The organism is Halalkalibaculum sp. DA3122 (assembly GCF_043951865.1).
Taxonomy (GTDB): domain Bacteria; phylum Bacteroidota; class Rhodothermia; order Balneolales; family Balneolaceae; genus JAMQKA01.
In genome coordinates this window covers 117952-141766 of record NZ_JBINJF010000007.1, presented here as the reverse complement: position 1 = coordinate 141766, position 23815 = coordinate 117952, and the positions used below count along the sequence as shown (strand labels likewise).

The window sequence follows — 23815 nt, the reverse complement described above, 5'->3', positions numbered from 1 at the left end:
GCTCTGGCAAAACATTTTGTCGGTAAATTATTACAACTATTCCATTCAGGGTTTATACACTTACTATCCGTGGCGGAGAACAGGAAATTACTCTGGCATTAACAGCGTTACGTTTATCTTGATTAAGGCTCGGAAAAGCGCAACATTGGAACCGTGACAAGTTTTCAATTCTATTGACGACCAGGGGTGAATAATGACAACTGATTCAGAAAGCAATCGAACTGCAGTATTTGTAGATGGAGGACGTATTCCGTTTCAGCGCTCAGGAACCGGGTATAAGAGGTTGTCGGCCTATGATCTTGGTCGCATGGCTATTGAAGGAATGATGGCACGCTCCCCCATCATCCCTGAGCAGCTGGACAGGATCATCATGGGGTGCGTAATCCAGGATGTAAACACCAGCAACGTCGCCCGTGAGGCGGCCCTGGGAGCCGGAATCCCAAACAGCGTGCCCGCCCATACGGTGACGATGGCCTGCATTTCCTCCAACCAGGCGGTAACGAGTGCGGTAAATCTCATTCGTTCGGGACAGGCCGAAATTGTGCTGGCCGGCGGAACGGAAACGATGTCTGACATCCCCGTTCGATTTCGTAAAAAATTCCGCCAAAAACTGCTGGATGCCCGCAAGTACAAATCCATTGGAGACTACCTGAACTTTTTTAAAGGTCTGCGCCCTTCGGACCTGCTCCCGGAGATCCCCTCCATCTCCGAATTTTCTACCGGAGAAACCATGGGAGAAAGCTGTGATCGCATGGCGGCCCATTTTAATATCGGTCGCCATGCACAGGATGAATATGCGCTGCGCTCTCACCAATTGGCAGCCAAGGCGACCGAGGAGGGGCTGCTGGATCAGGAGCTGCTGCCCGCAACAGTGCCCCCGAGTTTTGAAATCATCACACAAGACAACGGCTTCCGGGAGGATACCTCGATGGAAAAGCTGGAAAAACTGAATCCCGCCTTCATTAAACCACACGGCACTGTTACCGCGGGAAATTCTTCATTTCTCACAGACGGGGCTTCAGCCTCTTTAGTCATGAGTGAACAGAAGGCGCTGGCGCTGGGACTCAAACCCAAGGTCTACCTCCGGGATTATACCTATGTCGCGCAGGATCCCGAAGAACAGCTGCTACTTGGACCCGCTTACGCTGTCCCCGAGGTGCTGGATAGACGGGGAATATCGCTCTCCGATATCGATGTTTTTGAATTCCATGAAGCTTTCGCAGGCCAGATTCTTACCGTGCTGAAAGCACTCAATTCCGATGCATTTGCCACCCAATACCTAAACAGGTCAGCAAAAGTCGGGGAAATACCGATGGAAAAGTTCAATACGTTGGGTGGCTCGCTTTCTCTCGGCCACCCCTTCGGGGCGACGGGCGTCCGGCTGATTACCACCGCCTCGAACCGGCTGATGAGGGAGGATGGAGAACTGGCTCTCGTGGCCGCCTGTGCCGCAGGCGGACTGGGTCATGCTATACTGCTGGAGCGGTATCCGGAATAAAAACAGGGCTGTAAAACCAATTGATATTGCAAATGGAATAAATCAATCTCTGGATTAATATCCGAAAGGCACATTAATTTTTCAGGTTTATAATGACAGCCCGAAAAGTGAAGCTTTTGCAACGTCCCCTAACTATAAAATAGCATCATGAGTTATTTATCAACTGAACGACAAGACGATATCGCCGTTATAACACTTGACCAGCCCGGGGAAAAGGTAAACAAGCTGAACGAACAGCTTATCGAGGAGTTCCGTGCCCTTCTGGACACTTATTCCGGGGACCAAAACCTGAAGGGAATTGTCCTCGTCAGCGGCAAGGAGGGTAACTTCATCGCCGGGGCGGATGTGAAGATGCTGCAAAAAAAGCAAGCTCCAAAAGAGATTGAGGAACTCAGTCGCACAGGCAATGAGCTGCTGCGGCGGCTCGAACAGTTTCATAAGCCGGTGGCGGCGGCCATTCACGGCTCATGCATGGGCGGTGGACTGGAACTGGCAATGGCGTGCCACTATCGCGTGGCCTCCAGCCATCCGGATACCGTCATGGGACAGCCGGAAGTCAATTTGGGATTACTACCCGGCGCCGGGGGTACGCAACGCCTGCCGAGACTCATTGGCCTGCAAAAATCACTGACCTATCTCCTGACCGCCAAAAATATCTATCCCCGGCAGGCCTACAACATGGGACTGATCGATGAACTGACTCATAAAGATGCCATTGTGACGGCCGCCGTAAAAGCAATATCAACCATCAACAGCGGTGATTTCCGCAGAAAAGATAAACGCAGTATCATAGAAAGGCTGTTGGAGGGAAATCCTGTGGGACGTAAAATCATATTCTCCAAAGCGCGAAAACGGGCGCAATCAAATACCAGGGGAAACTATCCGGCCCCGCCAACAATCATTGACTGTGTAGAGGAGGGATACACAAACGGACTGGAGGCCGGCTTAAAAAAAGAGGCCAAAGCGTTCGGCAGACTGGCCGCCACCAGCGAATCTAAAAACCTGGTTACCCTTTTCTTTGGGATGCAAAACGCCAAAAATAATCCCCATAAAGACCGGGCCCGGAATATTGATAAAATGGGTGTTCTGGGGGCGGGACTGATGGGAGCCGGAATTGCGGATGTCAGCGTAAATAACGGGCTGCGCGTGCTGCTCAAAGATCAGTCGGTTGAACAGGCAGCCCGGGGCAAACAGACCATTTGGCAAAACCTGCAGGACAAGGTGGAAAAACGGATTATTTCGGAATTTGAGCGCGACCGTACTTCCAGCCTTGTCACTCCAACCGGCCGCTACGATGGATTTGAAAATGCAGACCTGGTGATAGAAGCGGTATTTGAGGACCTGGAACTAAAACAGAAGATGGTAAAACAGGTTGAAGAGGTTGCACCCGAGCGCTGCATCTTTGCCTCGAACACCTCATCCCTGCCCATTGCCAGGATTGCGGAGGCCTCTTCCCGCCCGGAGCAGGTGGTGGGCATGCACTATTTTTCGCCCGTGCAAAAGATGCCGCTTGTCGAAATCATACAAACAGAACAAACCGCCGACTGGGTGACGGCCACCGCCCGGCAGGTTGGTATCACCCAGGGGAAACATGTGATAGTGGTCAATGACGGGCCCGGATTTTACACCACTCGCATCCTCGCCCCCTACATGAACGAAGCTCTCAACTTGCTGGAAGAGGGTATTTCCATCGAGCAGCTCGATTCCGCCATGAAGCAGTTCGGGTTTCCGGTGGGACCCGCCGCTCTGTTTGACGAGGTCGGCATCGACGTGGCGGCCCACATCACGGAGGTATTAAACGAGATGTTTGCCGCTCGCGGGGTAACTCCCAGCAACAAGCCGAAAGAATTGTTGGATGCCGGTTTCAAGGGACGAAAAAACAGGAAGGGGTTTTACCGGTATGAGGAGTCGGAGGGTAAAAAGAAGAAGAAAAATCCGAATGAAGATATGTACGCCTTCTTTGGAGGAACGACCCGCAAAGACCTGGAAACAGAGACCATCCAGCAGCGGATGGCGCTGGCCATGATCAATGAGGCGGCTTGGTGCCTCCAGGAACAGATCCTGGAGTGCCCCGGCGACGGGGATCTCGGGGCGATACTCGGGCTTGGATTCCCTCCGTTTCTAGGCGGCCCTTTTCGATATATCGACCAGCGTGGAGCCTCAAAAGTCGTCAGTAAGTTGCAACAATACCAGGAAACACTGGGACCGCGATTTGAACCTGCCGAGATCTTGACCAGAAAAGCATCAAAAGGAGGGACGTTTTATGAGTAGCACACCTGCCGGCACTCGCAGTGCCAGAGGATATAGCGTTCCAGCCAGACAAAATGGAGATAATATTTAAAAATGACAGAATCAGAGCTAATTGTAGACTTCCATAAAGATGCGCCCCGACAAGGTCCGGGCAGTACAGAAGAGACCATAAGGGCTTTGGAACTCACAGGGATGGCTAATAACGACGACTTGAAGATTGCCGATATCGGTTGTGGGACCGGATCTCATACCATCGTCCTTGCTCAAAATACAGAGGCATACATTGTTGGCGTCGACTTATTTCCGGGGTTTTTGGATAAACTTGAGCATAAAGCCAAAGCGTTGGGATTGCAGGACAGGGTGACTACCCTCGCAAAATCGATGGACAATTTGCCTTTCGGCAACAACGAATTTGATATTATCTGGTCTGAAGGGGCCATCTACAACATGGGATTTGAAGCCGTAGTTAAAAAATGGAAAAATTATTTAAAAACAGGGGGCTATATATGTGTTAGCGAAATTACCTGGATCACGGGCTCCCGCCCCGGGGAACTGGAAGACTTTTGGATGCGGGAATATCCGGAAGTGGCCAGGGCATCAACCAAAATCAATTTTTTAGAAGGTAATGGCTTTACACTCGCTGGCTATTTCTACCTGGATCAGGATAGTTGGATTGACAACTATTACAAGCCCATGGAAGAGCGGTTTTCTGCTTTTCTTAAACGATATAACAATTCTGAGATTGCTGAAGAGATCGTCAAGGAATACAAAAGCGAAATTGCACACTACCAGAAATACAAGGATTATTTCAGCTATGGATTTTACATAGCCCGGAAGGATATATAAAAGAGGACTTTGAAAAACCAGGAGTGTTGGTCACGATCAACCCCTAATCGGATGCGGAACCGCAGTTTATATCCCAAAAATGAGGATTTCGAATCCGCGAAAATGACGATATTACCAAAACAACGGTTTTGCAAAGACCTCTAAAAGAAACAACAATGTGAAAATTCAACTATACCCCTGTATTACCGCGCTTTGATGCAGCCATACCTCATCCTTTCGCTGCTCGTTTTGTTTGCTAAACCTGAAATATCAGAATGGATCTTATCGTTGGACCGTGTGCTGTTTTTGAACAAATTTTTTATCTCAAAAAATGAAAATTTTAGATTCCCCCCCGTTAACCCACAAAACATCAGCGTATTTGTCCCATCTTGAATTGAATTGCAGAGAAGAGCTCCCAGCAACATTGTCCCATCCTCACAAAAATAGTATCTTGTGGGCCATTACAAACGCGAAGTTTTTAATCTAATTTATTTTATATGCTATCGTTATTCTTTTTACTGTTAACCGGATCGCCTGAAGATGCGGGGTGGATGAACCTGATTTTTATTGGTCTTATTTTTGCGGTGTTCTATTTTTTCATTATCCGGCCGCAACAAAAGAAGCAGAAAGAGATTCAGGAAAAAGTTTCAAACATTGAAAAGGGCGACAAAATTGTAACGTCAGGTGGAATTATTGCCAAGGTTACAAGTGTTGAGGATGATTCAGTATTGGCGGAGGTCGATACCGATGTAAAAGTACGATTTACCAAAAATTCCATTACTGACGTAAATCCCAATAAGAACAACTGAGTTATTATGACGTCCGAAAACGTCTCCTTCGACAGCATTGAATCCGCTGTCGAAGATATTAAGCAAGGTCGCATGGTCATCGTCGCCGATGACGAAGATCGCGAAAATGAAGGCGATTTCATTATGGCCGCGGAAAAAGTCACCCCGGAAGCGGTGAACCTGATGGCCAAGCACGGGCGGGGGCTGATCTGCGTACCCATTACCCGCCAAAAAGCCTATGAAATGGACCTTGACTACATGGTTACCGAAGGGGCCGATCCCGACGAAGCCGCATTCACGGTATCGGTTGACCACAAGGAGACCAACAGCACGGGTATCTCGGCTTCCGACCGTGCCAACACCATCCTGGAACTCATCAAGGATAACGCCCGGCCTGCTGAATTTCGGCGTCCCGGCCATATTTTTCCCCTTATCAGTACGGAGGGAGGCGTTCTGCGCCGCGCCGGACATACCGAGGCCTCCATCGACCTTGCCCGGCTGGCGGGACTGAAACCGGCCGGTGTGATCTGTGAAATTATGAAGGACAACGGGGAGATGGCCCGGCTGCCGGACCTGGTGGAGATCGCCGAGGAGTTCGATATGAAGCTGATCTCCATAAAAGACCTGATCGCTTACCGGATGCAGAATGAATCGCTGGTGCGCAAAATTGTGGATGTCAACCTGCCCACTATTTATGGCAACTTCACCCTGCACGCTTTCCAGGAGCGCCTGACTGGAGATCACCACCTTGCACTCGTCAAGGGAGAATGGGATGAGGGCGACCCCGTGCTGGTTCGCGTACACTCCTCCTGTATGACCGGCGACATTTTTGGCTCCAAGCGGTGCGATTGCGGCGAACAACTGCACCAGGCACTGCTGACCGTAGAAAAGGAGGGACAGGGTGTGGTACTCTACATGAATCAGGAGGGCCGCGGAATCGGGCTTGTCAACAAGCTGAAGGCCTACAAGCTCCAGGAACAAGGCATGGATACGGTGGAAGCCAATGAGGCACTCGGCTTTGAACCGGACCACCGCGACTATGGCGTCGGCGCCCAAATCCTGCGCTCGCTGGATGTTACCAAGCTGCGCCTGATGACCAACAACCCGGTCAAGCGTGTTGGACTAAAAAGTTTCGGGCTGGAAATGGTGGAACGGGTTCCCATAGAAGTGGGCGCCTACCCTGAAAATGTCCGTTACCTCAAAACGAAACGCGACAAGATGGGGCACGACCTGAAGCTGGACGATATCGACCCGCACAGTCCGGAATTTTTAGAGAGTATTGTCACCGACGACTAGCCTGCATTTCTCACCAAGAAATTTGTTCTTCAGCAAGGCGAAGGCAAAATGGCCGTGCAGATGTACTTTCGTACGTTGAGCAGGCGATTTTCCCTTTAACGCAGCCGGAGGGCAAATCTCGCGGCACGTTACACCCTGTTACATACAATGCCTGTAAAATATGATGTAAGATACTGCCTGCCGTTAGTCGGTGGAATTGCGCTGATCCGCCGGATCGGTACCTGGTGCAAACCTCTCTCCCTCTGAATCTGACGACCTCTCTTCTCTCTCGATATCCACGTCTCCTGGTCCAGGTTCAATGGAAATTCCACCACCAGCCGGGGCCGCTGCTTGTTTCGAGCCCGGGGTTTCACGCTCTGAATCCTGGTCATCGTCGTCATACCGCTCTTCGGGCGGAACCGGCAAAATACGCTGGTGAAAAAGCAGGAGAGAGATTATCGCTATACTAATTGCGATATCCGCCACATTAAAGATATAGGGAAAGACGGGATATCCGTCAATGCGCAGGGTAAAGTGAATAAAATCGATGACGTGACCTTCGAGAATTCCACCATATGACTCAATATAGCCCATAACCAGGCGGTCAATAATATTTCCGAACGCCCCGCCCAGCACCAGTCCCATACATGCCAGGTATCCCAGGTTCGCGTGTTCAAGGGAACGGAGGATGTACACAATAATGCCGATTGTTGCCACTATCGCAATTGAGCTGATTGCCGGGGTGCTGATCCAGTCCATACCCAGGGCCATACCCGGGTTTTGGGTATAGTGAAAAGAGAGCCAGCCCGGGATAATATCCCAATTCTGTACAGAAGGCGTGGTGCGCACCAAATGCTTGGTAACCTGATCAAGAGTCACAATGACCAGGGCTGGTATCCAGAGAACAATGAGTTTATTTCTTTTCAAGAACCGTAACCAACACTTTTAATAGTTAGCGACGTTTTAACTTGGCTTCAATACTGAGCTGGGTATGGGGAACGGCCTCAAGACGACCTTTGGAGATCTTTTTACCCGTTACCTTGCATACACCGTAGGTCTTGTTTTCTATGCGTTTCAGGGCATCGTCCAGGTACCGGATAAACTTTCGGGTCCGGTTATAGAGCATATACGTTTTTTCGCGCTCCTGGGCATCTGTTCCGGCGTCTGCCATATGAAACGAGTAGGCCGATTCATCAGAAGCATTTTCCATACTCTCTTTAAGAGAGTTTTGCAGGGATTCCAGCTCCTGGGTGGCCTCGTCTCTTTTCTTTATAATTATTTCTTTAAAATATTCAAGTTCTTCGTCTGTATAAGGAGAAATACGCTCCTTTTTTTCATTGTCACTTTTCTTTGCAGCTGCCATAAGCTTGCACTCTCGTCTTAGTTAGGGTTTCGTCTTATGGAGATTGTACAATCTTCTTCACCAATCTCCCATGTTTTTACAAAGTCAAATACATCGAGTTCTTCTGAGGTTATCTTTTCTGCGAGGGTTTCACTTTTAATATATTCATCCATCGACTCTACGGCATTTTCAAGCGTCTCCGATCCTTCAAAGCCGATCATAATGCGATCAACAACATCAAAATCGGCTTCTTTCCTCATATTTTGGATCCGGTTGACAAATTCGCGGGCCAGCCCTTCACGGATGAGCTCGGCAGAAAGTTCGGTATCGAGCGCAACGCTCAGGCCGTTTTCCGTTTCCACCGACCAGCCTTCAAGCCCGGTACGGCTAATTTCAAGATCTTCGCTGCCCAGCCGAACGACGCCCTCTTCGCCCAGATCCAGCTCAATAGAGCCAGTTTGTTCAAATTTGGTAATCTCTTCAGTGTTTAAGTCCTGAACTTTCGGGGTAATGGATTTCATCTTTTTACCCATCTTTTTACCCAGAACGGGGAAGTTGGGTTTGGCGGATTTCCGGACAATCCCGGAGTCATCATCTACAAACTGTACCTCTTTAACGTTCACTTCGTCCAGGATAATACCTTTGACCGATTCTACCGCCTGCCGTTCCTCATCGTTCTCGATCGGCAGTATGATACGCTGCAGCGGCTGGCGCACGTTGATCTCAATTCTATTTCGCAGGCTGAGCACCATTGACGAGATCTGGCGCGCCATCTCCATCCGGTGCTCCAGCGACTTGTCAATAGCGGTTTCTTCCACAGTAGGATAAAAAGAGAGGTGGACCGACTCTTCATCTTCATTCGTAACGTCATTGAGCTGCTGATACAGCCACTCTCCCAAAAACGGGGCGATCGGGCTAATCAGCTTGGAAACATCCAACAGGCACTCATACAACGTTTGATAGGCAGCCGTTTTATCCAGGCTTTTGCCCTCTTTCCAAAAGCGCCGGCGGTTGCGACGCACATACCAGTTGCTTAGCTCTTCGACAAACCCCTCGATTTCGCGGGCCGCCTTGGTGGGCTCGTAGTCATCAAGAAATTCATCTACCTTTTTAACCACCGTATTCAGCCTCGAGATCACCCATCGATCCATCTCCAGTCGATCGGTGGCCGGAATCGGGGAACCGGAGTAGGTAAACCCGTCGATATTGGCATACATGGCAAAAAACGAGTAGGTGTTGACCAGTGTATTAAAAAACTTTCGCTGGGTTTCCCGGAGCCCCTCCTCACTGAATTTCAGGTTCTCCCAGGGAGATGAGTTACTCATCATATACCAGCGGACCGTATCTGCGCCGAACTTTTGTATGACCTCAAACGGCTCCACGGTGTTCCCCTTCGACTTGCTCATCTTGTTGCCCTCCGCGTCGAGCACAAGTCCGTTGGAGACGACATTTTTATACGCGGGTTCATCAAACAGCATGGTACCCAGCGCGTGCAGGGTATAAAACCAGCCGCGCGTCTGGTCTACTCCCTCAGCGATGAAGTCGGCCGGGAAATTGGTCTTGAAACGCTCCTTGTTTTCGAATGGATAGTGCCACTGCGCAAACGGCATGGCGCCGGAGTCGAACCAGACATCCAGCAGGTCGGGCACGCGCCGCATCGTTCCGCCATTCGGGCCCTCCCAAGTTAGCTCATCGATATGTGGGCGGTGCAGGTCGATCTCTTCGTCATCAGCGAGCCCCGCCTTTTTCCTGAGCTCCTCCACACTTCCTATGCATTCCACATATTCCGGATCTTTGTCGCTGACCCAAAGGGGAATCGGGGTACCCCAGTAGCGCTGGCGGGATATCGCCCAGTCCACATTGTTCTCCAGCCACGTCCCGAATCGGCCGCTGCCGGTACTCGGGGGTTTCCAGTTTATATCAGCATTGTACTTCACCATCTTGTCTTTCACATCAGTGGTGCGGATAAACCACGATTCCACCGGGTACGACATCAGCGGCGTGCCCTTGCGCCAGTCAAACGGATAGTTGTGCACATAGGTCTCGTGCTTGTACATCAGATACTTGTCCTTGATGGCGCGCGAGATCTCCTTGTCGGCGTCTTTGAACCACTGGCCTTCAAAATCAGGCGCCTGTTCGGTAAACTTCCCATCCTCGTCGATCGGGTTAAACATCGGGATGCCGGCCTCCTTGCAGGTATCGAAGTCATCGGCACCAAAAGCAGGGGCGGTGTGTACCACGCCGGTTCCCTCCTCGGTCGTCACATATTCTGCCGGGATAACCCTCCAGGCGTCATCCCGGTCGTGCTCTTCCAGGGCATATTCAAATACGGGATCATAGGTCCAGCCGACCAGGTCTTTGCCCTTGTACTCCTCTACAATTTCGTATTCATGATCGATCGTCTCTTCAATACAATCTTTGGCCAGGATGTAATATTCGGTGCGGTCCCCCTCGGAAAGCTTTATTTTCGCGTAATCCAGCTCCGGATTTACTGCCAGCGCCATATTGGATACGATTGTCCACGGGGTGGTCGTCCATGCCAGGAAATAGGTGTCTTCCGACATTCGCAGCTGAAACTTCACAAAGATGGAGGGATCCTGGACTTCCTCATATCCCAGGCTCACTTCATGCGAGGAGAGGACGGTTCCGCTGCCCGGGGAGTACCATTGAATTTTATATCCCTTGTAAACGAGATCCTTGTCAAAAAGGGTCTTGAATGCCCACCATATAGACTCGATATAGTCATTCTCAAACGTAATATACGGGTCGTCGAGATCTACCCAGTACGCCATGCGATTCGTCAGGCGGTCCCACAGATCCTTGTATTTGAGTACACTTTTGCGGCAGTGGTCGTTGTATTTGGAGATGCCGTACTCCTCGACCTGGGATCGTCCCTCGAGACCGAGCTCTTTTTCAACTTCAATTTCCACGGGCAGGCCATGCGTGTCCCATCCTGCCTTGCGCTCTACTTTATACCCCTTGAGCGTTTTGTAGCGGCAGAAAAGATCTTTCACAGTCCGGGACATCACATGGTGAATACCCGGCTTGCCATTGGCTGTGGGCGGTCCCTCGTAAAAGGTGAAAGGGATTCCCTCTTCACGCGTTGTCACACTTTTCCGAAAGATCTCATTCTCTTTCCACCACTTAAGCGTTTCGACTTCAAGCCTGGAAAAATTGAGCTGCTTTACTTCTTCAAACTGTTTAGCCATAAGGTCGATTTTGGTCGACAATTATTTTTATAAAACCTGAAATATACAAAGTTTCACGTTCATTTTACCACGTGAAATCACTCCAGGTTATTGAACATTCAGGTGAAAATAGCGATTAAGATACAAGATTTGACGGTTCTGTTCATATTATTTCATTCTAAATCGTTGAAACAGTGGACCAATAAAACAGATTAGAAGATAAATAATCAAGGTAGATGAACGCAGAGAGCGATATATCGCTTTTATTTTTTTGATTTGGCAACGTACCTTTGAACGACTGTGAAGCATCCCTATACCCTGTGCGGGATGTTAAAAGATGATTTGTGCAGCTTGCCATATTTTGAATTAAAAAAGAACCTGAAAATATTTCAGACTTATGGAGTCAGCCCTGGAGAAAGAGATAACAAAAGAGAATCCGTATAAAATCATTTTTGTATGCCTTGGGAATATTTGCCGCAGCCCCACTGCTGAGGGCGTTTTCCAGCACCTGGTCAACGAGCGGAATTTAGAGGTCTATTTTGAAATCGACTCAGCTGGAACTTCGGCTTATCATGTGGGAGAATCCCCCAACAGCAACAGCCGGCAGGTGGCCGGCAGGTACGGCGTCCAGCTCCAGTCGCGAGCCCGGAAATTTGAATACGGGGACCTGGAATACTACGACCTTATTCTCGCAATGGATCACGATAATCTTAAAAATATACAGAGCCTGGACCGAAAGGATCGCTTTTCCGATAAAATTACCTTGTTGCGTTCGTTTGATCCCCAACCGGGAGACGGAGCCGTCCCCGATCCCTACTACGGGGGAATGCGGGGATTTGAGAATGTATTCCAGGTGGTCAAACGCAGTTGCGAGTCGCTGCTGGACGAGCTTGAGCAACAAATTGAAGATTAAATAAGAGGGTGAAGATCGAAAGTTAAAGGTTGGGGCTGAAGCTCCCGACCCAAGACCCACGACCCAAGACGCAAGACGCAAGACCCACAAAACAACATGATTCCAGATTCTCTTAAAGACCATATCGTCGAACAGACCGGCCAGTCCATCACTTCCAGCAGGCGCGTTTCCGGCGGAAGCATCAACCAGGCCGCACTGATTGAACTGGAAGATACGGGCCGCTGTTTCCTGAAATGGAATACCGCCACCGAGGCCGATCTGTTTGCCAAGGAGGTCAGGGGACTGGCACTTCTGCGCTCTGCGGAAACGGACTTGATTGTGCCTCGCGTTATTGAGCAGGCCACCTACAACGGCGACAAGGGATACCTCCTGCTGGAATATATAGAGGAGGGAAGTGGCAGCCCCGCTTCTTCAAAAGCATTTGGGCGGGAGCTGGCGGCACTGCACAAGACACGTCACACCCGGTATGGACTGGATCACAACAACTACATCGGCAAACTGCCGCAGTCCAACTACTGGCATGATGAGTGGATCGACTTTTTTATCCAGGAACGGATGGAACCACAGGTGAGCATGGCGGTAGATGCCGGCAAGCTTTCGGGTTCTGTTCACTCTTCCTTCCAGCGCATGTACCAACGGTTACCCGGTATTTTTCCGGATGAACCGCCCAGCCTCCTGCACGGCGACCTCTGGGGGGGCAATTATTTTTTCAACTCCGATGGAAAAGCCGCAATTTACGATCCCGCTGTTTATTACGGCAACAGGGAGATGGAGATCTCATTTACGAAGATGTTCGGCGGATTTTCTCCCGAATTTTACAGGGCATATAATGACGTGTGGCCCCTGAGCCCGGATTTTAACAGCCGCAAGGATATCTATAATCTTTACCCGCTGCTGGTGCATGCGAACCTTTTCGGCGGACACTACGCCCGGCAGGTGGTGTCGGTCGTCCGGCAATTTTGATATGGCCGCCCCGGTACGGACTAAATCGGAAACAGGAATAAATTCAAATTCTACCAATCACTTTTAAGCTCCATATTCTATTTACATGTTTTCAGATAACCCTATCACCACTAACCCGACAGCTACAGCAGGATGAGCACTTACCAACGTATCGTCAGCCTGGTGCCCAGCCTGACGGAACTGCTGATTCACCTCGGTTTAAAAGAACGACTGGTGGGACGCACCCGTTTTTGCATTCATCCGGCCGATGAAATCAAGGATATCCCGATTTTCGGGGGCACCAAAAATCCCAGGCTGGAAGAGATAAAAAAAGCCGTGCCTGACATTATTCTGGCCAACCGGGAGGAAAACAGGAAAGAGGATATCAAGAGCCTGGAAAAGGATGTCAAGGTCATGCTGACCGATATTACGACCATTGAAGATGCCCTGATCACTATCCACGAGATCGGCAAGCGGTTTGGTAAAGAGGTGGAATCGGATCAGCTGGCAGGCCAAATTGCCGCATCCCTGGAACAGCGCCCCGAAGAACCTCCGCTCCGCACCGCCTACCTCATATGGCGCGACCCGTGGATGACGGTCGGGGCGGATACCTACATCCGCGATGTGATGGATCACTGGCGGTTGATCAACGTGTTTGACGACCAGCAGCGATACCCGCAAATAACACTCCAGCAGATCGGGCAGCGGGACCCGGACCTCCTTCTGCTCAGCAGTGAGCCTTATCCTTTTAAAAAGAAACATGTAGACGAAGTAAAAGAACAGCTGCCCGATACCCGCATTCTGCTCGTCGAAGGCGAATGGTTTAGCTGGTACGGCTCGCGCATGTTGCCGGCATTTGAAAAATTGAACGTCTGGAGAAAAGCTATTGCCTGATCTGCTACTCTCCTAGATTTCCAGCCATCTAAGTTGTACTATTAACCTTTTGTCACCGTTGAAAAAAATCTACGGGCAGATTTTACAAATATGATTCAAACCATGCACGAGAAAAACCTATTCTATTTATTGATGGCGGGACTGCTGCTTCCCTTTTCGCTCCAGGCGCAGAGTCCGGTCACAGGCGATTCAACCGAAAAGAAGCAGGTCAGGGCCCATGCCGAGTACATCAAGGGACTCGAGGAGTTTGAAAATGAAAACTACGAGGAGGCCCTCGATCATCTGACGACTGCCTACATGGAGCTGCCTGACAATCCCGGGCTCAACTACGCCCTTGCCGATGCCTACATGGCGGTAGATGACCTCTCCAACGCGGCTTTTTATGGCAAAAAGGCGGCCAAACTTAATCCCAAAAATAAATGGTACCACCTGAAGCTGGCTAACATATACCGGCGGGCGGGCAGAAACCAGGCAACTATCGACGAGCTCAAACTGGCGCTCAAATACCACCCCAACGCAACTGATGTGATGTCGGAGCTGGCCAGCGTATACTCACAGCATGGTGAGTATCTTGAATCCAATAAAATATATGACCAGCTGCTGAACAGAACCGGTCCTGATATCGGTATTTACCTGCAGAAGCTACAAAACTTTAATGAGCTGAACATGCGGGACTCTTCAATCGTACAGCTCAAAAAAATACGCCGGCTCGACCCCGACAACCTCTCCACCCTGCAGATGCTCAGCAACTATTACCTGGAGGTAAACCAGACAAATCAGGCCAAGCAGATGCTCAGGGAGGCCCTCGAAAAAAACCGGCGCGATCCCAAAACACTGGTCATGCTGGCCGATATATATGTTGAGGAGACCCAGTGGGACAGCGTGGGCACCCTGCTCGGAAACGTGGTTTCGGATCCCGTTATTGAACGGCAGGCCAAGCTGGATGTCACTCAATACCTGTTTTCTCGCTACCAGCAGGATCCCAACAATCCTTCCCTGAAACGATCTCTGGAGCGCATACTGGAAAAGTTTACGGCTTCGGAACCGGAATATGGGGCGGCTCACGCCCTGGCCGCCGACTACCACCTGAATGAAAATAACAACGGCCGGGCGCTGGAAGCGCTTGCCAAAACCAATGAACTGGACCCGGGCAACGATATGGCCTGGCGGCAACGCATCCAGCTTCTGCTGGCCGAGGGGCAGTACGATGCTGTAATTGAGGCAGGGAAAAAGGCGGACGAGCATATCCCGCAGGATCCATTTGTACTCTACTTTGTGGGCAATGCCCATCTGGGCAAGGGGGAAGAGAAACAGGCGCTTGAATGGTTCGAAAAAGCCTCCCGTACGCCCTCCCGCAAACCGTTTAAATCGGCAATATACGGCTCCATGGGCGATGCCTACTCCGCACTAGACCAGTGGGACAAAGCCGTGGAAGCCTACGAACAGGCGTTGTCGCTGGATCCCCAGAACCACAACGTGCTGAACAACTACGCCTACTACCTGTCGGAGCGCGACGAAAGGCTGGATGAAGCTGAAAAAATGGCGCTCAAAGCGATTGAACAGGCGCCGGAGAACCCCTCCTACCTCGATACTGTGGGATGGGTCTATTACAAGAAAGGAGACTTCGAAAAGGCCCGTCGCTATATCAAAGCTTCCATCGATACCGGATCGGCCAGCGCAGAAGTGCTTGAACACATGGGGGATGTGATGCAGAAACTGGGTAACCCCGAGCAGGCCCGTCAATGGTGGAACAAGGCCCTAAAGAAAGATCCCTCCCGGACCCATTTGAAAGAGAAAATAAACTAAAGGATATCCTGGTGCAGACAAGAACCATACTTGCCGTTTGTTTCCTGGTCGCCCTCTCCGCGGCCTGTTCTTCTCCGCGGATTGCCACGGTAGATACTGACCGGGACTTCGAGCGTTCTCCCGTACGGGGCGATACGCTGCTGGCCCATCTCCCGGATTATTCTGCATCCCTTAACACGATCCGGGGAAAGGGAAAGGCTATTGTAAGTGAACCCGGAAATTCCGAGCGCGTTACTGTCTATTTTTCGGGCAACAGGGGGAAAAGTCTTGTCACCATAAAAAATGCGCTGGGTATCGAAGGGGGACAGCTCCTCTCGGAGGGCGACTCTCTGCTGATCTACAACAAGGTGGACAGGACAGCCCGGAAAATTTCTGTCCTGGACCGTAATGTGACCAGCATTGGCCACCTGGCCTCGGTCAATGTACTGGAGATGATCAATTTTGTGCCCCGTCAAGGCCGGACCCTCCGGGTCTACGAGTCGGAGAACCGCTACCTCGTGGTTATGAAGAGCGGAACAAAAGTGTATATCGACAAGAATAATTACAACGTGCGCCGTGTCGACCAGCCGACGAGCGCCAACCTGCCATATTCACGGATTATCTATGAAGCCTATGGCACTATCAACGGATTCAAACTTCCGCGGAGAGTTACTATCTTTAGTGCGGATGCAGAGTCAAAAGTAGCGCTGTTAATACAGTCGCTCGAGATTAATCCCGGTGAACTCGACCTGGACATTGATCTGCCGAGCGACGTAAAACTTGTAACGCAATGAAACGGATAACGCTCATACTATTTACATTCTTGTGGCTGATACCCCTTGCGGGAGCGGCTCAGGCCGACAGGTACAGGGAGATGCGCCAGGAGCTGATCCAAAAACAGCAGGCCACGCGATCGGAAATTGACGAGATCAACAAGCAGATCGATCAGTATGAAGAGCGGCTGGTGCTGGCGGAAGAGAAATATGAGCGACTGTATAACCAGTATGAAGATCTAAAACGACTCATTGCACTTCAGGATCAAAAAATATCCAAGCTTGAAACCGAACTGACCCATATCCGCGAAGAGATAACCGTCAATGAACAACAGATCGAGGAAAACGAGAAGGAACTGCAACGACTGGTAGAAAACTATAAAGAAACGCTTACGTATGTCTACAAGCACGGGCGTACATCGCACCTGGCGCTCATCTTTTCATCCGGGTCTGTCAACCAGATGCTCGTAAGAGCCTATTACCTGAACAAGTTTGAGGAACACCGGCTGAAGCAGACGCGGGAGATCAGGGAGACCACCGCCCAGCTTGAGGTCTCAAAAACACAGCTCGAGGAGGCCCGAAAAAAGAACAGGGCTGTACTCGCTGAAATACGCGAAGAAAAGCAGGAGCTGGCTGAAAAACGGGATAAACAGGCCGAAAATGTGAAACTCCTTCGGCGCGACCGCGAGCAGATCGAGGAGCAGCTGGCTGAAAAAAAGCAGCAGAAAGATGAACTGGACCGCACGCTGACCTCCCTTATCATGGAAGAAGAAAAGGTCCGGAAGGCGATGGAAGCGCGCATCAATGAGCTGGAAGCCGAACGCAAGCAGAAGCTGGCGGCCGCCAAATCAATTGAAAATGAAGCCGAGCGAAACCGGGAGATGGCCAAGTATTCAGAACCCGTTGAACCCGAAAGCTATATTACCGATGAGAGGCTCTCTACCCTGGAGCAATCGTTTGCAAACCAGAAGGGGCAACTGCGCTGGCCGGTGGAAAGCAGCACCATTTCGGAACATTTTGGCCGCCGCCGCCACCCGGTCTACGGAACCGTCACTGAAAACCTGGGGGTGGAAATTGTGACCAAGCCCAAAGATGCCGTTCGCGTGGTCCATGACGGATATGTAGTGGCGGTGCAGCCGCTGCCGGGCTATGGAGATGTCGTAGTGGTCAAACATGGCAAGTACATTACCGCTTACGGCAACTTGAGCGAGGTGATGGTGCGCAAAAATGCGGTATTGAACGCCGGCGACATCATCGGGCTTTCGGGTGATCAAAACTCGGCCAAGGGAGAATCGGTCTTTTTCATGGTTCGGGAAGGCAACACAAATCTTAATCCAGAAGCATGGCTGGCCAATAAATAGTGTAAGGGCGGTCAGCGGTAAAATGATAGCTCTCTTTATGCATTGGGTTCTTCCTCTCCAGAGGGAACGTTTGGATTGTGCCACAAAAACGAAAAAGACGTGAGGAAGGCATAAGGCAACTCCATCCACAAAAAGTCTTGGTATCCATTTCCGATCCCATTTCTTATTTTCCCTCTCAACTGGCAACCTATTCAACAGTATTGAACTTTCATTCATGGACAGCTGGTATCGTACTTTCGCCTATGTCACCGCCTCACTTGTATTCGGTCTCCTGTTTATCATATTTACCAACAGTTTTCTGACCTATGTGAATTATCCCGGCTGGACAGGATATGTAACACTGTTGGCATATGGACTGGTATTCGTCAATCTCAGCTATGGAATGAGCCGGCGGTATAACAAAAAACTCAAGTTCCCGTCAACCACCAGTTATGTGATGGCTACACTTCTTGTTCTGCCTACCCTCGTCTGGATCTATACCAAGGAGACGGCACTTGCTGAAAGCCGGATGGTATTTACCCTGACAGCCATTTTTGCCGTCTATCTCGGTGCTTATTACGGCACAAAAGCCGGGATGAAACGACGGGAAGACTACCTGAGAAAGCTGCGGGAAGAGGGGGAGCAGTTACCGGAAGATCTCCAGCGTCCCCACGATGATTTGAATAAAAATTGACGGCCCCGGAATAGCAGTCGGCCGGGAACCTTTTATCTGGTTGGTTTGGAGACCAATTTCCCCTTTATTGATCCGCCAGATCTCAAAAAGTTTTACATCATTCCCGTTTCCTGTGTATTATTGTTTTTGATGCTCTTCAACCAAATTGCTGCTTGTATGACAAAACGAACCTCTTTTCTGCTCTTTATTGTCTCGTTGCTGCTCAGTTTACAGGTGCACGCCCAGCCCGACCGGCTCACCGGAGAACCGTTCGCCACCCGCTCAGAAGTTATCGGGAAACACGGCATGGTGGCGACCAGTCAACCGCTGGCCGTGCAGGTGGGGCTAGATATTCTCAAAAATGGCGGCAACGCTGTTGACGCTGCCATCGCCACAAACGCGGCACTGGGTGTAATGGAACCGACCGGTAACGGTATCGGGGGCGACCTGTTTGCCATTATCTGGTCCGCCGAAGATCAGCGGCTTTACGGGTTAAACGCCAGCGGGCGCTCTCCGCTGGCACTCAGCTACCAGCAGATGAAAAAAGAATTGAGAAAACGGGACCGCGAATCAATTCCTCCCTACGGATTTCTCCCGATCTCGGTACCCGGCGCAGTCGATGGCTGGTTCCAGATGCATGAGAAGCTGGGATCCATGCCGATGGACCGAATTCTTCAACCCGCTATTGAGTACGCCGAAGAGGGATTCCCCGTAAGTGAGCTCATCGCCTTTTACTGGGATATAGGGGCCCGCATTCACAGGGATCGCCCGGGTGGTTTCAGAGAAGAGATGACGATCAACGGACGGGGACCTGAAAAAGGGGAAATCGTGCGTCGACCCACCCTTGCCAACACGCTCAGCATCCTGGCCAGCGAGGGACGCGATGCGTTTTATGAAGGCGAAATTGCCGACCAAATCGACCGGTTTATGCGGGAACACGGGGGCTTTCTCCGTAAAAAAGATCTGCAGGAACACCGTTCCACCTGGGTGGAACCGGTTTCGGTCAACTATCGCGGGTATGATGTGTATGAGCTCCCGCCCAACGGGCAAGGCATTGCCGCCCTGCAAATGCTTCAGATATTGGAAGAATATGACCTGGAATCGATGGGATACGGCAGCGAAGAGGCGCTTCACTATATGCTGGAGGCCAAAAAACTGGCCTTTGAAGATCGCGCCAAACTCTATGCCGATCCGGATTTTGCAGATATACCGGTGGCTGAACTGATTTCGGAGGAATACGCCGCACAGCGCCGAAAGCAGATTGACAGCCAGTCGGCCAACACCGTAGAACCCGGAATGAGTATTCTGGAAGAGGGGGACACGATATACTTGACAACCGCCGATTCGGCCGGCAATATGGTTTCACTGATCCAGAGCAATTACCGCGGCATGGGCTCCGGTATCGTGGTACCGGGCACGGGATTTGTATTCCAGGATCGCGGTGAGCTTTTCTCAATGGATCCGGAGCATGCCAACGTATATGAGGCCGGCAAGCGACCGTTTCACACCATTATCCCCGCTTTTGTGATGAAAGACCGCGTCCCGTTTATGAGTTTCGGCGTGATGGGAGGAGGAATGCAGCCGCAGGGACACCTGCAGATCCTGACTAACATCATCGACTTTGGCATGAACCTGCAGGAAGCCGGCGATGCGGCACGGTGGCGTCATGCGGGTTCCACCCAGCCAACCGGTGCAGCTGATACTTACCTGCAGGATGGGGGTACCGTCAGCCTGGAATCGGGTTATGACTGGGAGTCTGTTCGTGGACTCATGATGCGCGGCCATGATGTGGAATACAGCGTGGGTGGCTACGGCGGCTACCAGGCGATTATGTATGATGCGGAAAACGGCGTCTATTTTGGCGCGTCTGAATCGCGCAAGGATGGTCACGCAGCCGGCTATTGAAAAGAAAAATTACCGTCTCTTTTATTTTGCCAAGCTGAACTAATTTAATGAGCGGATACTGAATAAGTTGTAGATTGATACTTAAACAAGTGATTTTCCCAACGTAACCCTATATAAGCATGAATATATTAAAGAGTTTCCACTATTTTCTAAGTGCATTCCTGGTCATCGCCTCAACCATTGCGTGCGCCAAGTCAAATGAGTCAACAGGACCCGACGGCAACGGGCCGGGAACCATGGACCCCAATTCGTCATATGAGCTGACCGAGGCTTTTCCCCATCTCTCGTTTACACGTCCGGTGGACTTGCAGTATCCCCCGGATGGCAGCAACCGGTTGTTTGTGGTGGAACAGCGGGGCGTTATCACATTTTTTGAAAATACCGCCGAAACAGCAGAAAAGACCCCGTTCCTGGATATCGAGGAGCGTGTAGATGACCGGGGCAATGAAGAGGGATTGCTGGGGCTGGCCTTTCATCCCGACTTTGAGCAGAACGGCTACTTTTACCTGAACTATACCACCAATAATTCGACTACCCGTATTTCACGGTTTACGTTGTCAGACGACAATCCGCAACAGGCGGATCCGGCATCAGAGAAGGTTATCCTCTCGTTTGAGCAGCCCTACGGCAACCACAATGGCGGGCAGGTTTCCTTTGGACCGGACGGGTATCTTTACATCGCTGTTGGAGATGGCGGGGCGGGCGGCGATCCCCAGGAACATGGTCAAAATCGCTCTACCCTGCTGGGAACCATCCTCCGTATCGATGTGGACCGGCGGGAAGGAAACAGGAACTATGCTATTCCCCCGGATAACCCGTTTTACGACAACAGCCAGGGATACCGCGAAGAGATCTACGCGTATGGACTGCGAAACCCGTGGCGATTCAGTTTTGATGCCGAAACAGGCCAGCTGTGGACCGGGGATGTGGGACAAAACGCCTATGAAGAGATCGATATCATTGAAAACGGGGGGGATTACGGCTGGAATACCATGGAGGGCAATCACTGTTTTGATCCCCGGGAAGGATGCGACCAATCCGGCCTGGAACTTCCTGTCCTCGAATACTCCCAGAGCAACGGCGACCGATCGGTGACGGGCGGTTTTGTGTATCGCGGTCCCTCTTTGACCGAGCTCACCGGCCAGTACATTTATGCCGACTACGAATCGGGGCGTATATGGGCTTTAGATTTCTCGGATATGGATAATCCCGTCAATACCCTGCTGTATAGAGCCGACTTCGGGATATCCTCTTTCGGCGTGGACCAGGATAATGAACTTTATATTTGCGGTTTCGACGGGAAAATTCACAAGCTGGTACCGGCTTCCTGAGGACCGCCGATCCACACATGCATAGTTATTAGTTATTCACCAAGAACATATTCAATTCCACCTGCCAGGTGTTGACGAAAAGCCGGATCAGCATAACATTCGTTGGTATGCCCCCCGGCGGTATAGAAGGCACGCCCCCCCAGCGTTTCATGGTACCAGGCGGCCGGATGATAATCTCCGTTGGTGCCCCCCTCGTAGGTCGACTCATCCAGAAACGCCAGGACATTTATGTGATCCTGGATACTCTTGAAATTGTACCACTCATCCGTCCGCACCCACTCTTCAGGAAGATGTTCGGTAGATGGATGATCTTGGTTGACCACCCGGACGGTGGCTTCCTGTACAGCCGGGTGCCCATTGAAGTAGGCGCCCACAAGCTTGTTATACCAGGACCAGTCGTACTCGGTGTCGCTGGCCGAGTGAATACCGGCAAATCCCCCGCCTGCGGTAATATACTGCTCAAAAGCCTGCTGTTGTTCGTCATTGAGAACATTTCCGGTAGTATTGAGAAAGATCACGGCCTGGTATCCTGCCAGATTTTCTTCAGTAAAAAGAGCGGCGTCTTCGGTGTGATCGATTGAATAATTGTGCTCGGCGGCAATCTCTTTGAGAGCCTCCACACCGGCCGGAATAGAAGCATGGCGGAAACCTTCGGTTTTGGTAAAAACAAGCAGTTGTGCTTCATCAGCCTGTTGGGCCCCGGCTTCCTGAAGGCCGAAAGACCCGGCTCCCAATAAAAAAAGGACCAAAAAAGAAACAGATTTATACATAATTACATGGATTGATTAAAATGAATGGTAAATTTGTGGAATCAGGGCAACATAACCAAATCAATAAATCGGCAGGCGGGAATCGATATCTCGAGCCCATTGATTAATCCCCCCTTTTAGGTTTTTGACATCGGTAAATCCCTGTTGCTCCAGGAAACGGCAGGCCCTGGCACTGCGAGATCCGCTCCGGCAGAGGCATACGACCTCCTTGTCTTTGTATTCCTCGAGCTCGCCAACACGGTCTTGCAGGCTATCCACCGGTATTAATACCGTCTGCTCATAACCTATATCGGATTGGTATTTTTCAAACGGTTCGCGAACATCCAGCACCAAAAGGGCGTCGCCGTCATCTATTTTTTGTTTCAGTTGTTGAACGGTAATCTCTTCCATAATGTGATGCGTCGGGTATATATATTTGCGATTGTTTAATGATGCTATAAAAATAGTTCCAGGCAAGGATCATTTCCCAGCGGTGATATATTCCCCGCTTTTTTCGTGCTTGAACCGGGAAAACGGGTCGACATCCATATTTCTTCCTGGATCACACCACTATCAATCGTTGTCATACCGGTCCAGCCGAAACTGCTTGCCCAGGTACAGCTGCCGGGCCTCTTCATCTTCCGCCAGGTAGTCGGCCGACCCCTCTTTTAAAATCTTGCCCTCGAACATCAGGTAGGCGCGATCGGTTATCGCCAGTGTTTCATGCACATTGTGATCGGTAATAAAGATCCCGATGTTGCGGTATTTGAGTTGGGCTACAATCTCCTGGATATCTTCAACCGCAATAGGATCGACCCCGGCAAACGGTTCGTCAAGCAATATAAATTTGGGATCGGTAACCAGGGCGCGGGCAATTTCGGTGCGCCGCCGCTCGCCGCCCGACAGGCTGTATCCCTTGCTGTCAACGACCCGTTCCAGCCCAAATTCTTCGATAAGCTGATCGGCACGCCGGCGGATATCCTGTTTCGACATATCAAAAAACTGGAGAACCGATTCCAGGTTTTCCCGTACGGTAAGATTGCGGAAAACACTGGCTTCCTGCGATAGATACCCGATTCCCATGCGGGCCCGTTTGTACATCGGCAGATTGGTTATATTCTTCTGATCCATAAAGATCTTCCCCTCGTTGGGCTCAATCAGCCCCACAAACATGTAGAAGGTTGTCGTTTTACCAGCGCCATTGGGACCAAGCAATCCCACGATTTCGCCCTGTTGCACATCGATCGAAACATCCGAAACCACTTCGCGCTTCCGGTAGCGCTTGACCAGGCCCTGGCTGTAAAGCTTCATCTTTTTTGAATAATCGGGCATTGCCTGGCTTAC

General features: G+C 50.7%; 20 protein-coding genes. 14 read left to right on the top strand and 6 right to left on the bottom strand.

Going from position 1 to position 23815, the window contains the following annotated elements:
• Positions 1-193 precede the first annotated feature (193 nt).
• The 5 genes from ACG2F4_RS07120 (at position 194) to ACG2F4_RS07100 (ending at position 6657) form a co-directional block, all read left to right on the top strand.
• Positions 194-1498 (top strand): acetyl-CoA C-acyltransferase, encoded by a 1305-nt coding sequence (locus ACG2F4_RS07120; protein ID WP_395259529.1) that lies wholly within the window; start codon positions 194-196, stop codon positions 1496-1498.
• A gap of 147 nt (positions 1499-1645) precedes the next feature.
• Positions 1646-3769, top strand: coding sequence for a fatty acid oxidation complex subunit alpha FadJ (gene fadJ / locus ACG2F4_RS07115; protein ID WP_395259528.1), 2124 nt, complete (start codon positions 1646-1648; stop codon positions 3767-3769).
• A gap of 72 nt (positions 3770-3841) precedes the next feature.
• On the top strand, positions 3842-4594 hold the full coding sequence (locus ACG2F4_RS07110) for a class I SAM-dependent methyltransferase (protein WP_395259527.1): 753 nt from the start codon (positions 3842-3844) through the stop codon (positions 4592-4594).
• A 476-nt stretch (positions 4595-5070) separates the two neighbouring features.
• A complete protein-coding gene (gene yajC / locus ACG2F4_RS07105) occupies positions 5071-5382 on the top strand; it encodes a preprotein translocase subunit YajC (RefSeq protein ID WP_395259526.1) in 312 nt (103 codons plus the stop codon).
• A 6-nt stretch (positions 5383-5388) separates the two neighbouring features.
• Complete coding sequence (locus ACG2F4_RS07100) at positions 5389-6657, top strand: bifunctional 3,4-dihydroxy-2-butanone-4-phosphate synthase/GTP cyclohydrolase II (RefSeq protein ID WP_395259525.1); 1269 nt, start codon at positions 5389-5391, stop codon at positions 6655-6657.
• 183 nt (positions 6658-6840) lie between these two features.
• Here ACG2F4_RS07100 and ACG2F4_RS07095 read toward each other — a convergent pair whose 3' ends face one another.
• Genes ACG2F4_RS07095 through ileS form a run of 3 tightly spaced genes read right to left on the bottom strand, consistent with a single transcriptional unit; the run spans position 6841 to position 11187 of the window.
• On the bottom strand, positions 6841-7563 hold the full coding sequence (locus ACG2F4_RS07095) for a signal peptidase II (RefSeq protein ID WP_395259524.1): 723 nt from the start codon (positions 7561-7563) through the stop codon (positions 6841-6843).
• 25 nt (positions 7564-7588) lie between these two features.
• Positions 7589-7999, bottom strand: a complete 411-nt coding sequence (locus ACG2F4_RS07090) for a TraR/DksA family transcriptional regulator (RefSeq protein WP_395259523.1) — start codon at positions 7997-7999, stop codon at positions 7589-7591.
• A 17-nt stretch (positions 8000-8016) separates the two neighbouring features.
• The gene (gene ileS / locus ACG2F4_RS07085; protein WP_395259522.1) at positions 8017-11187 is read right to left on the bottom strand and encodes an isoleucine--tRNA ligase; all 3171 of its coding nucleotides are present in this window, start codon (positions 11185-11187) and stop codon (positions 8017-8019) included.
• Positions 11188-11563: 376 nt separating this feature from the next.
• Here ileS and ACG2F4_RS07080 point away from each other — a divergent pair, with 376 nt between their 5' ends.
• The 9 genes from ACG2F4_RS07080 to ACG2F4_RS07040 all read left to right on the top strand — a co-directional run bounded on the left by ACG2F4_RS07080 (position 11564) and on the right by ACG2F4_RS07040 (position 21722).
• Positions 11564-12079 carry a low molecular weight protein-tyrosine-phosphatase gene (locus ACG2F4_RS07080; RefSeq protein ID WP_395259521.1) on the top strand — a complete coding sequence of 172 codons (516 nt, stop codon included), beginning with the start codon at positions 11564-11566 and terminating at the stop codon, positions 12077-12079.
• A 96-nt stretch (positions 12080-12175) separates the two neighbouring features.
• Positions 12176-13042 (top strand): fructosamine kinase family protein, encoded by an 867-nt coding sequence (locus ACG2F4_RS07075; RefSeq protein WP_395259520.1) that lies wholly within the window; start codon positions 12176-12178, stop codon positions 13040-13042.
• Between the two features lie 132 nt (positions 13043-13174).
• A complete protein-coding gene (locus tag ACG2F4_RS07070) occupies positions 13175-13915 on the top strand; it encodes a helical backbone metal receptor (protein WP_395259519.1) in 741 nt (246 codons plus the stop codon).
• A gap of 102 nt (positions 13916-14017) precedes the next feature.
• Positions 14018-15721 (top strand): tetratricopeptide repeat protein, encoded by a 1704-nt coding sequence (locus tag ACG2F4_RS07065; RefSeq protein ID WP_395259518.1) that lies wholly within the window; start codon positions 14018-14020, stop codon positions 15719-15721.
• 11 nt (positions 15722-15732) lie between these two features.
• Positions 15733-16494, top strand: a complete 762-nt coding sequence (locus ACG2F4_RS07060; RefSeq protein WP_395259517.1) for a DUF4292 domain-containing protein — start codon at positions 15733-15735, stop codon at positions 16492-16494.
• A complete protein-coding gene (locus ACG2F4_RS07055) occupies positions 16491-17834 on the top strand; it encodes a murein hydrolase activator EnvC family protein (RefSeq protein ID WP_395259516.1) in 1344 nt (447 codons plus the stop codon). Before ACG2F4_RS07060 ends, ACG2F4_RS07055 begins: the two co-directional genes overlap by 4 nt.
• 214 nt (positions 17835-18048) lie before the next feature.
• A complete protein-coding gene (locus tag ACG2F4_RS07050; RefSeq protein ID WP_395259515.1) occupies positions 18049-18507 on the top strand; it encodes a hypothetical protein in 459 nt (152 codons plus the stop codon).
• A gap of 156 nt (positions 18508-18663) precedes the next feature.
• Entirely contained in the window at positions 18664-20391 is a 1728-nt protein-coding gene (ggt, locus tag ACG2F4_RS07045; protein WP_395259514.1) for a gamma-glutamyltransferase, read from the top strand.
• A 119-nt stretch (positions 20392-20510) separates the two neighbouring features.
• Positions 20511-21722 (top strand): PQQ-dependent sugar dehydrogenase, encoded by a 1212-nt coding sequence (locus tag ACG2F4_RS07040; protein ID WP_395259513.1) that lies wholly within the window; start codon positions 20511-20513, stop codon positions 21720-21722.
• Positions 21723-21754: 32 nt separating this feature from the next.
• Here the strand turns inward: ACG2F4_RS07040 and ACG2F4_RS07035 are convergent, their stop codons facing one another.
• The 3 genes from ACG2F4_RS07035 to lptB all read right to left on the bottom strand — a co-directional run bounded on the left by ACG2F4_RS07035 (position 21755) and on the right by lptB (position 23803).
• Positions 21755-22492: a ThuA domain-containing protein gene (locus ACG2F4_RS07035; protein WP_395259512.1), complete on the bottom strand. Its 738-nt coding sequence runs from the start codon at positions 22490-22492 to the stop codon at positions 21755-21757.
• Between the two features lie 60 nt (positions 22493-22552).
• Positions 22553-22882, bottom strand: coding sequence for a rhodanese-like domain-containing protein (locus ACG2F4_RS07030; RefSeq protein ID WP_395259511.1), 330 nt, complete (start codon positions 22880-22882; stop codon positions 22553-22555).
• Between the two features lie 162 nt (positions 22883-23044).
• Positions 23045-23803: an LPS export ABC transporter ATP-binding protein gene (lptB, locus tag ACG2F4_RS07025; RefSeq protein WP_395259510.1), complete on the bottom strand. Its 759-nt coding sequence runs from the start codon at positions 23801-23803 to the stop codon at positions 23045-23047.
• Between the last annotated feature and the right edge of the window lie 12 nt (positions 23804-23815).

Excerpts from the sequence above, each read along its gene's own strand:
- ACG2F4_RS07120 (WP_395259529.1), top strand. The coding sequence starts at position 194 with ATGACAACTGATTCAGAAAGCAATCGAACTGCAGTATTTGTAGATGGA.
- fadJ (WP_395259528.1), top strand. The coding sequence starts at position 1,646 with ATGAGTTATTTATCAACTGAACGACAAGACGATATCGCCGTTATAACA.
- ACG2F4_RS07110 (WP_395259527.1), top strand. The coding sequence starts at position 3,842 with ATGACAGAATCAGAGCTAATTGTAGACTTCCATAAAGATGCGCCCCGA.
- yajC (WP_395259526.1), top strand. The coding sequence starts at position 5,071 with ATGCTATCGTTATTCTTTTTACTGTTAACCGGATCGCCTGAAGATGCG.
- ACG2F4_RS07100 (WP_395259525.1), top strand. The coding sequence starts at position 5,389 with ATGACGTCCGAAAACGTCTCCTTCGACAGCATTGAATCCGCTGTCGAA.
- ACG2F4_RS07090 (WP_395259523.1), bottom strand. The coding sequence starts at position 7,999 with ATGGCAGCTGCAAAGAAAAGTGACAATGAAAAAAAGGAGCGTATTTCT.
- ileS (WP_395259522.1), bottom strand. The coding sequence starts at position 11,187 with ATGGCTAAACAGTTTGAAGAAGTAAAGCAGCTCAATTTTTCCAGGCTT.
- ACG2F4_RS07080 (WP_395259521.1), top strand. The coding sequence starts at position 11,564 with ATGGAGTCAGCCCTGGAGAAAGAGATAACAAAAGAGAATCCGTATAAA.
- ACG2F4_RS07075 (WP_395259520.1), top strand. The coding sequence starts at position 12,176 with ATGATTCCAGATTCTCTTAAAGACCATATCGTCGAACAGACCGGCCAG.
- ACG2F4_RS07070 (WP_395259519.1), top strand. The coding sequence starts at position 13,175 with ATGAGCACTTACCAACGTATCGTCAGCCTGGTGCCCAGCCTGACGGAA.
- ACG2F4_RS07065 (WP_395259518.1), top strand. The coding sequence starts at position 14,018 with ATGCACGAGAAAAACCTATTCTATTTATTGATGGCGGGACTGCTGCTT.
- ACG2F4_RS07055 (WP_395259516.1), top strand. The coding sequence starts at position 16,491 with ATGAAACGGATAACGCTCATACTATTTACATTCTTGTGGCTGATACCC.
- ACG2F4_RS07050 (WP_395259515.1), top strand. The coding sequence starts at position 18,049 with ATGGACAGCTGGTATCGTACTTTCGCCTATGTCACCGCCTCACTTGTA.
- ggt (WP_395259514.1), top strand. The coding sequence starts at position 18,664 with ATGACAAAACGAACCTCTTTTCTGCTCTTTATTGTCTCGTTGCTGCTC.
- ACG2F4_RS07040 (WP_395259513.1), top strand. The coding sequence starts at position 20,511 with ATGAATATATTAAAGAGTTTCCACTATTTTCTAAGTGCATTCCTGGTC.
- ACG2F4_RS07035 (WP_395259512.1), bottom strand. The coding sequence starts at position 22,492 with ATGTATAAATCTGTTTCTTTTTTGGTCCTTTTTTTATTGGGAGCCGGG.
- ACG2F4_RS07030 (WP_395259511.1), bottom strand. The coding sequence starts at position 22,882 with ATGGAAGAGATTACCGTTCAACAACTGAAACAAAAAATAGATGACGGC.
- lptB (WP_395259510.1), bottom strand. The coding sequence starts at position 23,803 with ATGCCCGATTATTCAAAAAAGATGAAGCTTTACAGCCAGGGCCTGGTC.